The organism is Dyella silvae (assembly GCF_026421305.1).
In the GTDB taxonomy this organism is placed as follows: domain Bacteria; phylum Pseudomonadota; class Gammaproteobacteria; order Xanthomonadales; family Rhodanobacteraceae; genus Dyella; species Dyella silvae.
Genome location: NZ_JAPJBQ010000006.1, coordinates 263,086 through 275,489 on the forward strand (window position 1 = coordinate 263,086; position 12,404 = coordinate 275,489).

Here is a 12,404-nt window from a genome sequence, read left to right on the forward strand (position 1 = left end):
TGTTTGCAGCCTTGCTTCCATCTATCGCCACGAGTACCGGGAATCTTTGCCATCCATCGCATGGATGGCGCAAAAAGCATGTTGCTCATCAGGCAAGTGGTGGAAGAGGGGCCAGGAAGTCGGACACGGGCTCAAGGATCAACTCCGGCAAGCTCTCGGCGATGGCCGCTCGTAGTTGTTGCCATGCCTCCGGGTCAACCGACGGACGCGCCAGACCTTCAGCTTTCGCCGCCGCCGATGGCCACTGCGTATAGCTGTACCAAATGTCGTCGGGTCCGCGGTGCAAACGTGAGCCCAACGATCCCCGTTCGGACCGCAGCAATTGCGTCACGCGTGACCAGGCCTCGACGAAAGATGCTTCGGACCCGGGATGAAGGCGCCAACGATAGATGGCACAGAAGGCAGGACTAGCGTTATCCATAGTCAAATTCCGAAAGTGGTCGTTCTGTCTTCGCGCGTTCATGTGCGCGTCCGAAGGCAACGCATGTCATCAGACGATGCCGTTCGCTCTGCGAAACAGACATCAGATTACACGGCTCATCGTGCGCACGACCCAGCGTGTTCTGATCCTGGCTTTATGCACTATGCGTCACAGATGACGCATTCAGCAAAGCAAGCAAGGCCTTATGCAGGTCACGCCCTTACCAATGTCACATGTAAACCGGCGGACGTAAGTGCCAAATACACCCTGTCGGCCAAACGCATGGATACATAGAAAATCGTTTTGGCCGTTTTGTGGCAACCCGTTTAAACGCTGCGACTTTTCACGCTTCCCCAGGCGTGTCGCCAGCGTGATCTTCCCCGCACCACCGACGAGAAGTACCGCAGCTCAGCTTCGCGAAAGCCCTGATGGCTGATCGCGGAGGGTGTTGTCGTCCGTGCCATCCGCACGCGACTGGCGACATCACAACCCATAGCCACATAGCGCTGCAATCACCGCAGGTTTTTCCATGCATGAGTCCGGGCTGACAACGCTGCACGCCCACAGCGCAACGACCATGCACGTCGCCGCTGGCGAACAGTTTCACATCCAGCTTCTCTTAGCCGGCCTGATGGCAGGGCTGTGGGCGATATGCGAACGTGACTTCAGCGAATACTTGTCCGTGCAGCACAGTCGCATGCATATCGGTAGCACCCTGTTACGCAACGGCGACACGATGGTGTCAAACCGTGGCCGCGCCGTACTCACCTGGATCGATGGCCCGGCACTAGACACTCAGACGGCGCTGGGTGCCGCTTGTGACGACGACCGCTGGAGCCGACACGGACACTACCAGCCGGGCCGTTGTGAAGATCGATTTCGTGACGCGGTCGGATACGGCATCTTCGGCCCGGCAAAAGCACCTTGCCCGCTGAATCTCTTTGCACGTGATGATGGCGATGACCAAGACACGATGGACAGGCTTCCCGCAAAGCCGGCGGATACCACCATCCAGCTTCGCGCAGAAATCGACCTGATCGTTCTGGTATCCGCCTACCCTCGCAACGCGCTGTCGATAGGCAAGGGACTTCCTTCACGCCACACACCTGCAGTACCGATTCAGTCGCTCGCGCACAGCGATGACCGGCTCAGCCGGTCAGATAAACGTTCCTATCTGATGCCCTTGCCGGCACCGGTCAAATGGGGTCTTCGATCGACCTGGCGAGCTCGGTGAAGAGCTTCGGACCAGCCTCGGTCATGTGCCAGCAGTCTTCCAGACGGATGCCGAATTCACCGGGGATGTAGATGCCCGGCTCGTCGGAAAAACACATGCCGGCTGCCAGCGGCGTGGCGTCGCCATGAACGAGATAGGGCGGCTCGTGGCCGTCCAGACCGATGCCGTGACCGGTGCGGTGGGGAAGACCGGGCAGGTGGTAGCCGGGGCCCCAGCCTTCCTTTTCGTAGTAAGCACGCACGGCGTCGTCGATGGCGCCCACCGGGGTGCCCAGCTTGGCGGTGGCCAACGCGAGCTCCTGGCCGCGCTTGACGGTGTCCCAGACCTTTCGCTGTTTCGCGGTCGGCTGGCCCATCACCCAGGTGCGCGAGATGTCCGATTGATAGCCGTGCACGGTGCAGCCCACGTCCATCAGGATGACCGAGCCTTCGTGCAGCGTCTGCGGCTGGCGCGAACCGTGCGGATAGGCGCTGGCCTCGTTGATCAACACGAGGGCGAACTCCGGCGCACCGCCCAGGGCCTCGGTGGCGGCGTTCATCATGGTGGCGATCTCGTCGGGGCGCATACCGGCGCGGACGTTGCCATGGACATAGCGCAGCGCCGCCAGGGTGACGTTATTGGCGGTTTGCATCAGCGCGAGTTCGGCCGGGGACTTGATCAGCCGAACGGCTTTTACCAGGGCATCGCCGGAAACCACGCGGTACGCCCCGGCGCTTGCCTCGCGCACCCCGTCGACGATGAACAGGCGCGTGGTGGATTCAAAGGCGATCGCGCCGGAGGTAACGCCGCGGTCGCGCAGCGCGCCAACAAGGCGGGCAAACGGGCTCTCATGCTCGTTCCACGGCTGCACATCGCCGCCCACCGCCAGCATTTCGCGAATCGAGGGTTCTTCGAAGGCTGGAGTGACAATGACAATGTCACCCCGGGCCGGAATCACAGCCGCCGTCGTGCGCTCCGAGCGGTGCCACTGGACACCTGTGAAGTAGTCCAGACTCGATCCCGACTCCAGGATCAGGGCGCCGATCTTCTGATCGACCATCAGCTTTTGCAGCCTGGCGATTCGCGCAAGGCGCTCTTCCGCAGAAATCGGCTTGGCACCGGCGGTCATGGAGGTCAATCCGGCCAGCCCGGCAGGTGCAGCAGGTGCGGCCTGCGCCGACCGGCCGGCCAGCATAAGGGCGGTGGACGCTGCGGCGGTGGCAGCTACAGCGCCAGTGAGAAAGTCGCGACGACGCATGAAAACTCCGGGCCGGTACCAAGGATGCATCGCAGTATGAGGCCAGAGTTGGCGACGCGACTACTACCTGGCCGGGTGTCGCATCACCCGGCCCACATCGCATCCGCCCACTAGTGCTTGGGCTCCCAGAGCTCGACCTTGTTGCCTTCGGGATCCACGATCCACGCAAAGCGGCCGTTCGGATCGCTGTCGTCGCGCTTCAGAACCGTAACGCCCTTGGATCGCAACCGCGCGAGCAGGGCATCCATATCGTCCACCGTGTAGTTGATCATCCATCCGCTTTCCGATGGCGCGAAGTACTTCGTCGATGCGGGGAACGCATTCCATGCCAGCGCGGGAGGGTGCTTTGGTGCGTCATAGCGGAGAGCCGCGCCACCCCAGGCTTCGACCGGCATGCCAAGGACATCGCGATACCACGCTGCGAGTGCCTTGGGATCTTTCGCCTTGAAGAAGACACCGCCGACACCCGTGATGTGTCCGGCGGGAGGTGCGGACGCAGCCGTCGCAGCGCCAGCCATTAAAAGCAAGATCAAACATAGCGAGAGAATCGATCGCCGCTCCATCTATGTGCTCCCGGTTCGTGTGGCGTTTCGCCCATGTTGACCTTAGGTATGTGCGCTTTGGGCCGGAAGCGTACATACCGAACGCAGCTTCGGTGCTCGCCAGGCTTCGCGCGCTGCAAGCGGCGCCGTTCTTCTGCATTTCGTCGCCCGCACTATGCCATCGGTCATGTGCCAATCGACACGAGCTCGTGGATCGCGCGTTCTATAAGCTGCCGCTCGATTTGCATGAGACATGCCGCCGTGCCGCGCCACGTCGCAAGGTGCGCGCAAGGAATGGCTGTCATCGGCAGCGGAATGCTTGTCCACTTTATGCGTTGAACTTCTTGCCAGGCGAACGGATATGCCCAACGACACACGTATTTCCGGAATGGCTCGTTTCGTCCGCAAGACCTTGCCATTCACGGCAATGGTTCTTGCGTCATTGCATGGCATCGCTTTCGCCAACGACGCGGCACTGACGCCACAGGCGGGTAGTCATTGGCAGAAGCTGCCGACGGAGCCGTACAAAGGAAAGCAGGACGATATCTATATCGTGAACCGGGACGTGGCCTTCTACGTCAACGGCAAAGGCAACATCTGGCGAAGCACCGATGGCGGTCAACGCTGGGACAATGTCCTCAAGCAGCCTGGCACATACTTCCGCTCCATCGGCATGGTCGATGCGCAGCACGGTTACGCAGGAAACATCGGCACGGGCTATTACCCCAACGTCACGGATAGCACGCCGCTCTACGAAACGACCGATGGCGGCGACCACTGGCATGCCGTAACGAACATTCCCGGCCCGGCCATGAAGGGCGTCTGCGGCATCGACATTCTTCATCCCGCTGGTGGCGCGCACGGCAACTCAGCTGCAGTGATTCACGCGGCCGGACGCGTGAACGGTCCCGCCCGTCTGCTCGGCTCGCTGGACGGCGGAAAGACCTGGACCAATACCGACATGACGCCATGGATCGCCATGATCGTGGATGTCAAATTCTTTGATGCCAAGAACGGCGTGATCTACGGCGGTTCGGACGCAGACCTGTCGAAGTCGCATGCCGTCATCATCGCCACCCACGATGGCGGCGCGCATTGGACCCGGGTGTACGAATCGAAGCGGCCATCGGAACTGATCTGGAAGGGTGCCTTTGCAACGCGGCGCGTGGGCTACGCCACCATCCAGAGCTACGACACGGACGTAAAGTCGACCCAACGCTATGTGGCGAAAACCACCGATGGCGGTGCGACATGGAAAGAGCTGCCGTTGGTGGACGACAAAGAAGTCACTGAGTTCGGCGTTGGCTTTGCCAATGCCGATCTTGGCTGGGTCGGCACCACCAAGGGCGGCTTCGAAACCAAAGATGGTGGCAAACACTGGGAACCCGTGGAGATGGGGCGCGTCGTCAACAAGATCCGCGTTCTGCCCGATGACCAGCACTTCACCGCCTATGCCATCGGCTCGGATGTCTACGAGTACACCAGTGAGGCGCTGCCCGCTGTGCCAGCGGCACCGGTACCGGTCAAGGTCGACAAGCCGTAGCGTGCAGGGCGATAACGCCGCACCTGATCGGGCTCCTGATTCAGCGACGGCGATGTTCCACGCCGCTCAATCGGACTCGTTGTCGATCTCCCGTCCATTGGCCTTCTGCAGAGGCCGATGGTTGTCGGGGAAAAGCCGGGTGAAAGTCGCGATCTGATCGCTGGACATTTGAATCGGCTCCGTCAGCACAATCCAATGCACGCCCTCCGTGCAAGGAGGCGTGGTCAGCGACCCGGTATAGACGTAAGCCTTGTGATTGTGGGGAAGCACGGAGGCGAGGTCCACCGTGACCGGTGGGCTGGCGTTGGTCGATTTCTCTGTCTCCGTGGCCGGAAGGCTCTTGAGCACCGGTGCGAGGCTCTCGTTCGGCTTGCCCAACTTCACCATGACGCCAACGACAGCGACGCGCTTTTTTCCATCTTCATTGACGAAATGGATTTCCAGGGGGAAGCGCGTTCCGTCCGTGACGTGCTCACTGGGCGCATGAAAATGGAACTGGGAGAGGCGATACGTGTCGCCATCGAAAACCACGGTGTCCTTGGCATCGCTGACATTGGCCTGGACGGTATGGCCATTGTTTACCAGGGCAACCGCGCCCTTCTCATAGTCGATATGAAACTCGCCGGCCTTTCCGCTTTTTGCATCGCGCGACTCGAGGTCGATGGGTGACTGAGCCTTGCCCTGGCCACACGCCACGAACCGCGGGTCCATGGCTGACCAATGCGATGGACCGCTTTCTCCCGCGTACGACCAGTGTGGCGGCGACGCCCAGTTGTCCGATGACAGCGGCAAGGCCAGAACGCCAACGGAGGCCACCATGACCGACAACCCGGTCAAACCGGTGAGGTGCCGCTTGAAGCTATGCATGATCATTCCCCAATGATTATGGAACGCCACCATGGCCTTGCGCCCATGACTACCCGGGCATCGGTGCTGCGCTTGATGTCGCCAGCTCCCCGATATCCGCTTCAACATTGAGCCGCGAGTGCCCTGCGCCGCATACCCGCGGTCCGTTGAAAACCGGCTTAGTGTGGGGATCTTCGCGCGCTGACCCTCGCGCTTTTGTGAAGGACGGTTTGACGTCCGTCAGGGGCCGATAACTTCGGCTCAGCCGGTTAACGCAACACCTCTTCCATTTGCGCGTCTGAAGCGTGTTGCGTCGACTGGCTGAAGCGGCAGATCAAAAGCAGATCACGCCTCATCGATCACACCGACAAATCGTTGCGCAGACCCGATCCAACTTTACATCTTCACACTGGCAGCTCACGCTATCCGCAAGACTCTGGCGTGGGGATGTTCCATGGCTAAGCTTGTCTTCGGATTGAACGTGTCTCTGGATGGCTACATCGACCACCAGAAATTTTCGCCCAGCGTGTCGCTCTTTCGTCACTTCATAGAACACGCGCGAGACCTGACTGGCAGTGTGTACGGTCGCCGCATGTACGAGGTCATGCGTTATTGGGACGAAGACTCTCCGGAATGGGGTACCGAGGAACACGACTTCGCCGCGGTGTGGCGGGACCAGCCGAAATGGGTCGTGTCGCGCACACTGAAGTCAGTCGGCCCGAACGCCACCCTCGTCGCCGATGACATTGAAGCGGTGATACGGCGGTTGAAGGCCGAGCTTGCAGGCGAGATTGAAGTCGCTGGACCGGCGCTGGCGCAAAGCCTGACCGACCTTGGTCTCATCGATGAGTATCGGCTCTACCTCCACCCCGTAGTGCTTGGTCACGGCAAACCCTTCTTTGCAGGTCCTCCGCCGCCGCTCCACCTCGTGGCCAGCGAATTGATGGGCGATGACGTGATCCGATTGACGTACGTTCCCGCTTAAAGGCGCGGTGTGTCCTACGAACGACGCTGAAACATCAGTACACGACTGGATCGGAAGGCGACGCTGGCCCTGCAAGATGAAACATGCAAGCGGCTACGCAGGGGAATAGTCGATAGCCACCTGGTTGCGGCCGTTGCTCTTGGCCTGACGCATGGCCTGATCGGCGCGCGACATCAGGCTTTCAATACTTTCGCCCGGACGATCACATTGCGCGATGCCGATGCTAACGGTCAAAAGCCGATCCGGACGGTGTACGACACGCATCGCCTCGCGTAGCTGCTCCGCCCGCCAGTGCGCGTGCTGGAGACTGAGACCAGGCAGCAGTACGACAAATTCTTCGCCACCAATCCTTCCTATCAGATCCGAATCGCGCATCTGCGCGCGCAGACCCTGCGCCAGCTTGATGAGTACCTCATCGCCGGCGGCGTGACCGAACGCATCGTTGAGCTGCTTGAAGTGGTCGGCATCCAGATAGAGCACCGCTGCGGGAAGCTGCTGCAGATAGATGTCGTTCAACGCGTAGCGCGCCAGCTCAAGAAAACGGTTGCGCTGCAGCAGCCCGGTGAGGCCGTCGGTATGGGCCTGCTCTCGCAGTTTCTTTTCCAGCCTGAACTGTTCAAACAGTGTGCGCGTCATGAACGCGCGCAACACCGTTGCTACCGAGATGGCGATGATCATGTAGACCGCGTACTGGAAAATCGGCACGCCATCGGTGGCGTCGACCAACAGCAATGGCAGCGGACCGAGCGCGCACAAGATCATCGCAACGATGAAATCCCAACGCCCAATCCAGATAACCGATGAAGCCACTGGCAGCAGCAGCCCTGGCAACACCAGCCGCTGACCGGGCGCCTGCCCGATGCCATTCAGATTGACGCCCACTTCCAGTAACAGCACGCACGACAGCGCCAGCAGGCTGAGCTGCACTGGCCGCTTCTCGCGGCGAGCGACCAGGGCCAACAGGGCCAGCGGCACCGAGGGAGCAAAGCGCACCAGCAGAGGCACCGGCGAAGCGGTGACAAGCGCACGCCCTCCGGCCGCCAACAAATAGGCAAGTACGGCCAACAACGTCAGCGCATGAATGGCCGGCGCCATGCGGTGCGCCAGGTACTGCGTGTACTCACGTCGATGGCTCAGATCGTCAGTTCGCTGCTGCTTGGCTAACCAGTTATCCATGCTGGCCCCGGGGCGCGGAATTCGAACGGCTACTGCTATGCAGCAAGATGGATGCCACGCGCCTCAAACTAAGGACTGTTGCCGCTTCATGGGGTAGCCATGCGGTTGAGACGGGGCTACCACCTTACCCAGAAGGGCAAGCATCGACGCCTTGGGGCACCGTCATTCCGGGGTCGAACGTGGACCCACTCGCCCACTCGCAGCCTTTCTGTCGAAAGCATGGGCGAGGGGGATCGTCCTTCATGGGGCTCGCCCTAGGGCTCCGCCGCCGTCAGCCCGTACCTGGCAGCGCGGGCTTCGATTTGCGGATCAAGGGCGCGCGCGGCCGCCAGATCGGCATGGCCGGCATCCGGCTGCCCACCCCGAATTTTCGCCAGCCCAAGTCCATAGCGCGACCATGCGGAATGCGGCCGTTGCGCCACGGCTTGCTCATAGGCCTTGATCGACTCGGGATAGTGACCCAGCCGCAGTTCGACCAGACCCAGACTGTCGAGGTACGCCGGGTTGGCGCCGTCGCGCCGTATCGCCTTGCGACAATCCTTCAAAGCATCATCAAGCAACTGATTGCTCAATCCACGCGCCCAACAGCGCTCGTTGAGTACGGAGCCAAGCATGGCGTCGTCACCATGCAAGCGAATCCACTCGTCGAGCAAGGGCAATGCCGCAGCCGGCTGATCGAGTTCGATATAAAGAATGGCCACCGACCGTGCTCGCGTGGATCCCGCAGGGACCAAAACGCTTGCCGCTGCCACATCGGAAACGGCGCCGGCATGGTCCTTCGCCCTGATGCGAAGCCCGGCGCGCATCAGCAGCGCATCGGCGTTGTTCGGATCCAGGCTCAGCGACTTGTCCAGATCAGCAAGCGCGGCATCGGCCTGTTTGTTTGCCTCATGGGCTCCCGCGCGGGCGACATAGTAAGCCGCCTGATCGGGTGCCATGTGGATGGCCTCATCCAGATCGGCTATCGCAGCGACCGGTTCACCGCGCGACAAGTGTGCCTGGCCCGACAGAGCGTAATCGCCCGCTGTTTTGTGTGCGGCACGGTTGTCGTTTGAGACATCGGCGTCATTTCGTTTGCCGCCGTCTTCCGGTGCGTTGGCAAAGGTAAAAACGCGTCCGCCGTTATAAGTGAAATAGACTTTCTTCTTGCTGTTGGCGATGAACATGCGATGGGCGAGGAGAAAATCGATGCCCAGCAACATGTCAGTGTTGTCGCCAATCATTCCATCGAGCACCTGCATCTGACTGTGCTCAATCGTTTCCGTACCGACCGAAAACGAATCTACTTTCACCGTCCATGTTTTGACCGGCTTGGCGCCAACGCCAATGCTGATGCTGCCGGGGATGGCATCTGGCCCATGCAGGTCGATGCCGGCTCGCTCCGCGGCGTTGCGGCTCAGCACCGTGGCCGACGCCCCCGAATCGAGCAGCGCATGCACCTTCTTGCCGTTCACCATCACGCTGATAAACGTGCGCCGGTCGAACGCATTGTGTGACGGCTCGATCTCGGCAAGGTTGTACTTGTCGTCTTGTACCCAGTACGCCAGCGACGTGTTTTCGCAGTGTTCCACCTTGAACAAGGTCAGCTTGCCATGCGCGAGATCGATTTCCAGATCGGCGATATCGAGCAAGTTGGCGCCGAGAAATCCATCGCCGGCATCGGTACCGCCAACGATGAAATCAACGTTTTTCAGCGTCGTATCGAGTATGCCGAATTGCTTGACATGTGCCTGCTGGACGTCGGCAAAGCCACCAATACCGTGAACGCGAAAGCCAAACGGCGCAGGTTCCAGCTTGAGCCCTAGCGAGGCCGCGTTGGCGCTCGACATGATGTTGAAGAACGCCCCGGTATCGATGATGAAGCGCGCGTTGTTCCCATTCACTTTGACCATGGTCGTCGCTCGACTGCCGGCCATTTCCACGGGCAGGGTGCCGTAGCTCTGCAGATGGCAGCCGTCAGCCATGGCCTGACCTGCGATCAAGAGACCCATACCGATAGAGACAAGCCGCGACATGCGCATCATCAATCCCTGCTTTCCATGGCCGCGAGATAGTCGTTTAGCAATGAGTGGCGCAAGGATCATAGTTCCCTAACAGATCTGCGGACCTGGTGAATCTTCTGGCAACACCCACGCCCCGGCAACCGATAGCACCTCGCCTTTGCACTGGCGGCGCATCAAGCAGGCCCTCGGGGCCTCTTCCAATGAGCGCAGTGGTTAAGGGCCGGCCCATCCCCCCAACAAAGTGGGGGCCGGGGAGACGCGCCCGAAAGTAAGGTCTACCCAAAGGGGCCGGACCTATGCAGACAGATTTGGATAGCGCAATCGCGAGCGCTCTCAGTACGGCCAAGGCGTATTGGGAGCTGGCGAGAGAAGCAGTCAGTGATGGCGCCTTACCACGGGTGCAGGCGGTCACCATGGGGAAAGCCGCTACCGAAGGCGCGGCGCTCGTGCGGAACGTCATCGCCAACGCCGGTCATCGGTTTTCGCCTGAACTGCTCACCGCGGTACGGGAGAGCGTCGCCGACCTGGAAACCCTCGCCGAACTGGCGGGACTGGCCGTGAGTTACAACCTGACTCAGAAGAACGCGCCACACCTCGCTACCGCCATGCTCCACACGGCCGCCCAGGCGGTGCGCACGCTTGCGCGCACTGAAGTTGCCCTCAGAGACGCCAACCGCTGATGTCGGCCAGGGGTCGCCAGCGAACGCGCGAGGCCACGCCATCAACTGGCTTGCCTGGGCCACCGCCACGCATACCAGACGATAAGCAGCGAGAGCGCGATCTCGATGACGCCGAGGAAGATGTAGAACATCCAGGCGCCCGGCATGGAAACCAACATGATGGCCGCATAGAACGCGCCGAGCACCATATTCACAAGACGATTCAGTACAGGCTTCAGCACCAACGACAGAAAGATCATGAGGCCCGGAACTGCCAGCAGCGCCGCAGTTCCCAACAACACGCCCTCGGTCACGGGGCCTAACGGGCCCATCTGTCCTTGCAAGATGCTTTGCAACGTCCCCGGCTTATACAGGCCGAAGTAGTCACCATAGATGTAGCAGAACATCAGACTCGTCCACAGCGCGGCAAGCTTCAGCTTGACGTGGACTTTCGGATCTTCCAGCGGTGGCGCCATCTTCTTGGTGTTCATGTGCTCTCCATGCTTGCCCATGCTGCGCCCCCAGTTCAGCTCTCCGAAAAAGGGGTCAGAGTGATCTCAGGTGGACCGAGCCATAGCCATCGAACAGAAGAAGCGCGTTGATCCCTTATTTCGCTTCAATCTGCACGATCCCGGCAGCCCGCCGGGTGATTGTGCTGACCTAAGTCAGCGACATCGAGCGAGCCGGTAGCGTACGTTGAAACTCCCGTAGTCAACAGGCCTCACCGTACTTCCATGCCCACAGATACTCCCCTCGATACCAGCATTCATGCCTTTGATGCCCGAGGTGTAGCCCGCCGCTTTCGTCACGCAGCCATTTTTGGCGCCCTTGACGCCTTGCAGCCAGGCGAAACCATGCGCTTCTTCAACGACCATAACCCGCTGCCGCTCATTGCCCAACTGCGTGACCGTTTTGGCGACAAGCTGACGTTTACCTATCGACAGACCCATCCTGAGCTCACCGTGATCGACATCAGCGTTACCGACGAGTCGGCCACGAGTCGGAACAAGCATGCGGAGGGTGGCTGTTGCGGGAGTTGTGGTTAACACGATGACGATCAGGGGTCCGCTGAACCTGGTTTTCGGCGGGTGCCCTGCGCGGTGCAGGAAAGTGGCCAATTCGAATGCGCAGTCTTCCTGCACCGCTCGATGGGATGGATTTCCCGCCGAAGGATGCGCACCAGAAGCGCATCAACCCGACGCGAGCGCCTTGCGCACGGCGTCCACGAAGGCCGGGTCGAGTCGTCCGATGATGGTGGTGCGCGCGATGATGCGCCCGTCGGGATCGAGCAGGATCAATTCGCTGGAGTGATTGAAATCGCCGTCAGGCAATTGTCGGTACTGCAGGCCGAGCAGTGCCGAAAGTGCGCGCACGTCCTGAGGCTCAGCGCGTGCCAGCGTCCAGTGGGGCGCATCGAGCTGGCGCTTCTGCGCGTACTGGTGGAGGGCCGCCACGTTGTCGCGTGCCGGGTCGAAGCTCACGGCAAGAAGATCCAGCTTATCGCGCGCCGGTTCTTCCACTGCTTTGCGGGTCGCCTTCATGGTGTCCACCGTCATCGGGCAGACCATCGTGCAGGACGTATAGAACATCGTTACCAGTTGTACGCGGCCCCGGCGCGCGGAAAGCGGCCAGCTGTGTCCATCCTGATCGGTAAGCTTCGCGCCGAGCTGGTAGATCGAGTCGCCGGGCAACGGCGTCGCCGCAAGCAACGGACCGGCGGCCAGCAGGCACAACCACAACATCAGCAGACGCTTCATG

13 protein-coding genes are annotated in these 12,404 nt (G+C 60.8%); 5 read left to right on the forward strand and 8 right to left on the reverse strand.

Annotated elements, in window-relative coordinates:
• Nucleotides 1-88 precede the first annotated feature (88 nt).
• Complete coding sequence (locus tag OQE56_RS15360) at nucleotides 89-463, reverse strand: antibiotic biosynthesis monooxygenase family protein (protein WP_323748590.1); 375 nt, start codon at nucleotides 461-463, stop codon at nucleotides 89-91.
• 487 nt (nucleotides 464-950) lie between these two features.
• Between OQE56_RS15360 and OQE56_RS15365 the strand changes: the two genes are divergently transcribed.
• Complete coding sequence (locus OQE56_RS15365; RefSeq protein WP_267225511.1) at nucleotides 951-1,655, forward strand: DUF1989 domain-containing protein; 705 nt, start codon at nucleotides 951-953, stop codon at nucleotides 1,653-1,655.
• On the opposite strand, the gene OQE56_RS15370 is transcribed toward OQE56_RS15365, so the two are convergent.
• Nucleotides 1,618-2,892: a M24 family metallopeptidase gene (locus OQE56_RS15370; protein ID WP_267225512.1), complete on the reverse strand. Its 1,275-nt coding sequence runs from the start codon at nucleotides 2,890-2,892 to the stop codon at nucleotides 1,618-1,620. The genes OQE56_RS15365 and OQE56_RS15370 overlap by 38 nt on opposite strands.
• 110 nt (nucleotides 2,893-3,002) lie before the next feature.
• Complete coding sequence (locus OQE56_RS15375; protein ID WP_267225513.1) at nucleotides 3,003-3,410, reverse strand: VOC family protein; 408 nt, start codon at nucleotides 3,408-3,410, stop codon at nucleotides 3,003-3,005.
• Nucleotides 3,411-3,795: 385 nt separating this feature from the next.
• On the opposite strand from OQE56_RS15375, the gene OQE56_RS15380 reads away from it, so the two are divergent.
• Nucleotides 3,796-4,977, forward strand: coding sequence for a WD40/YVTN/BNR-like repeat-containing protein (locus OQE56_RS15380; RefSeq protein WP_267225514.1), 1,182 nt, complete (start codon nucleotides 3,796-3,798; stop codon nucleotides 4,975-4,977).
• A gap of 66 nt (nucleotides 4,978-5,043) precedes the next feature.
• Here the strand turns inward: OQE56_RS15380 and OQE56_RS15385 are convergent, their stop codons facing one another.
• Entirely contained in the window at nucleotides 5,044-5,844 is an 801-nt protein-coding gene (locus tag OQE56_RS15385; protein WP_267225515.1) for a carbonic anhydrase, read from the reverse strand.
• Between the two features lie 433 nt (nucleotides 5,845-6,277).
• On the opposite strand from OQE56_RS15385, the gene OQE56_RS15390 reads away from it, so the two are divergent.
• Nucleotides 6,278-6,808, forward strand: a complete 531-nt coding sequence (locus OQE56_RS15390) for a dihydrofolate reductase family protein (protein WP_267225516.1) — start codon at nucleotides 6,278-6,280, stop codon at nucleotides 6,806-6,808.
• Between the two features lie 93 nt (nucleotides 6,809-6,901).
• Here OQE56_RS15390 and OQE56_RS15395 read toward each other — a convergent pair whose 3' ends face one another.
• Nucleotides 6,902-7,984, reverse strand: coding sequence for a GGDEF domain-containing protein (locus OQE56_RS15395; protein WP_267225517.1), 1,083 nt, complete (start codon nucleotides 7,982-7,984; stop codon nucleotides 6,902-6,904).
• Nucleotides 7,985-8,238: 254 nt separating this feature from the next.
• Nucleotides 8,239-9,999 carry an aspartyl protease family protein gene (locus tag OQE56_RS15400; RefSeq protein WP_267225518.1) on the reverse strand — a complete coding sequence of 587 codons (1,761 nt, stop codon included), beginning with the start codon at nucleotides 9,997-9,999 and terminating at the stop codon, nucleotides 8,239-8,241.
• Between the two features lie 284 nt (nucleotides 10,000-10,283).
• Here OQE56_RS15400 and OQE56_RS15405 point away from each other — a divergent pair, with 284 nt between their 5' ends.
• Nucleotides 10,284-10,667 (forward strand): hypothetical protein, encoded by a 384-nt coding sequence (locus tag OQE56_RS15405; protein WP_267225519.1) that lies wholly within the window; start codon nucleotides 10,284-10,286, stop codon nucleotides 10,665-10,667.
• Between the two features lie 41 nt (nucleotides 10,668-10,708).
• On the opposite strand, the gene OQE56_RS15410 is transcribed toward OQE56_RS15405, so the two are convergent.
• On the reverse strand, nucleotides 10,709-11,137 hold the full coding sequence (locus OQE56_RS15410; RefSeq protein WP_267225520.1) for a DUF6326 family protein: 429 nt from the start codon (nucleotides 11,135-11,137) through the stop codon (nucleotides 10,709-10,711).
• A 243-nt stretch (nucleotides 11,138-11,380) separates the two neighbouring features.
• Between OQE56_RS15410 and OQE56_RS15415 the strand changes: the two genes are divergently transcribed.
• Nucleotides 11,381-11,692, forward strand: coding sequence for a DUF2249 domain-containing protein (locus OQE56_RS15415; protein WP_267225521.1), 312 nt, complete (start codon nucleotides 11,381-11,383; stop codon nucleotides 11,690-11,692).
• Nucleotides 11,693-11,836: 144 nt separating this feature from the next.
• Here OQE56_RS15415 and OQE56_RS15420 read toward each other — a convergent pair whose 3' ends face one another.
• The gene (locus OQE56_RS15420) at nucleotides 11,837-12,403 is read right to left on the reverse strand and encodes an SCO family protein (RefSeq protein ID WP_267225522.1); all 567 of its coding nucleotides are present in this window, start codon (nucleotides 12,401-12,403) and stop codon (nucleotides 11,837-11,839) included.
• Nucleotide 12,404 lies beyond the last annotated feature (1 nt).

Bases quoted from the DNA above. Each gene is read 5' to 3' on its own strand.
- OQE56_RS15360 (WP_323748590.1), bottom strand. From the start codon at position 463: ATGAACGCGCGAAGACAGAACGACCACTTTCGGAATTTGACTATGGAT.
- OQE56_RS15365 (WP_267225511.1), top strand. From the start codon at position 951: ATGCATGAGTCCGGGCTGACAACGCTGCACGCCCACAGCGCAACGACC.
- OQE56_RS15370 (WP_267225512.1), bottom strand. From the start codon at position 2,892: ATGCGTCGTCGCGACTTTCTCACTGGCGCTGTAGCTGCCACCGCCGCA.
- OQE56_RS15375 (WP_267225513.1), bottom strand. From the start codon at position 3,410: ATGGCTGGCGCTGCGACGGCTGCGTCCGCACCTCCCGCCGGACACATC.
- OQE56_RS15380 (WP_267225514.1), top strand. From the start codon at position 3,796: ATGCCCAACGACACACGTATTTCCGGAATGGCTCGTTTCGTCCGCAAG.
- OQE56_RS15385 (WP_267225515.1), bottom strand. From the start codon at position 5,844: ATGCATAGCTTCAAGCGGCACCTCACCGGTTTGACCGGGTTGTCGGTC.
- OQE56_RS15390 (WP_267225516.1), top strand. From the start codon at position 6,278: ATGGCTAAGCTTGTCTTCGGATTGAACGTGTCTCTGGATGGCTACATC.
- OQE56_RS15395 (WP_267225517.1), bottom strand. From the start codon at position 7,984: ATGGATAACTGGTTAGCCAAGCAGCAGCGAACTGACGATCTGAGCCAT.
- OQE56_RS15400 (WP_267225518.1), bottom strand. From the start codon at position 9,999: ATGTCGCGGCTTGTCTCTATCGGTATGGGTCTCTTGATCGCAGGTCAG.
- OQE56_RS15405 (WP_267225519.1), top strand. From the start codon at position 10,284: ATGCAGACAGATTTGGATAGCGCAATCGCGAGCGCTCTCAGTACGGCC.
- OQE56_RS15410 (WP_267225520.1), bottom strand. From the start codon at position 11,137: ATGAACACCAAGAAGATGGCGCCACCGCTGGAAGATCCGAAAGTCCAC.
- OQE56_RS15415 (WP_267225521.1), top strand. From the start codon at position 11,381: ATGCCCACAGATACTCCCCTCGATACCAGCATTCATGCCTTTGATGCC.
- OQE56_RS15420 (WP_267225522.1), bottom strand. From the start codon at position 12,403: ATGAAGCGTCTGCTGATGTTGTGGTTGTGCCTGCTGGCCGCCGGTCCG.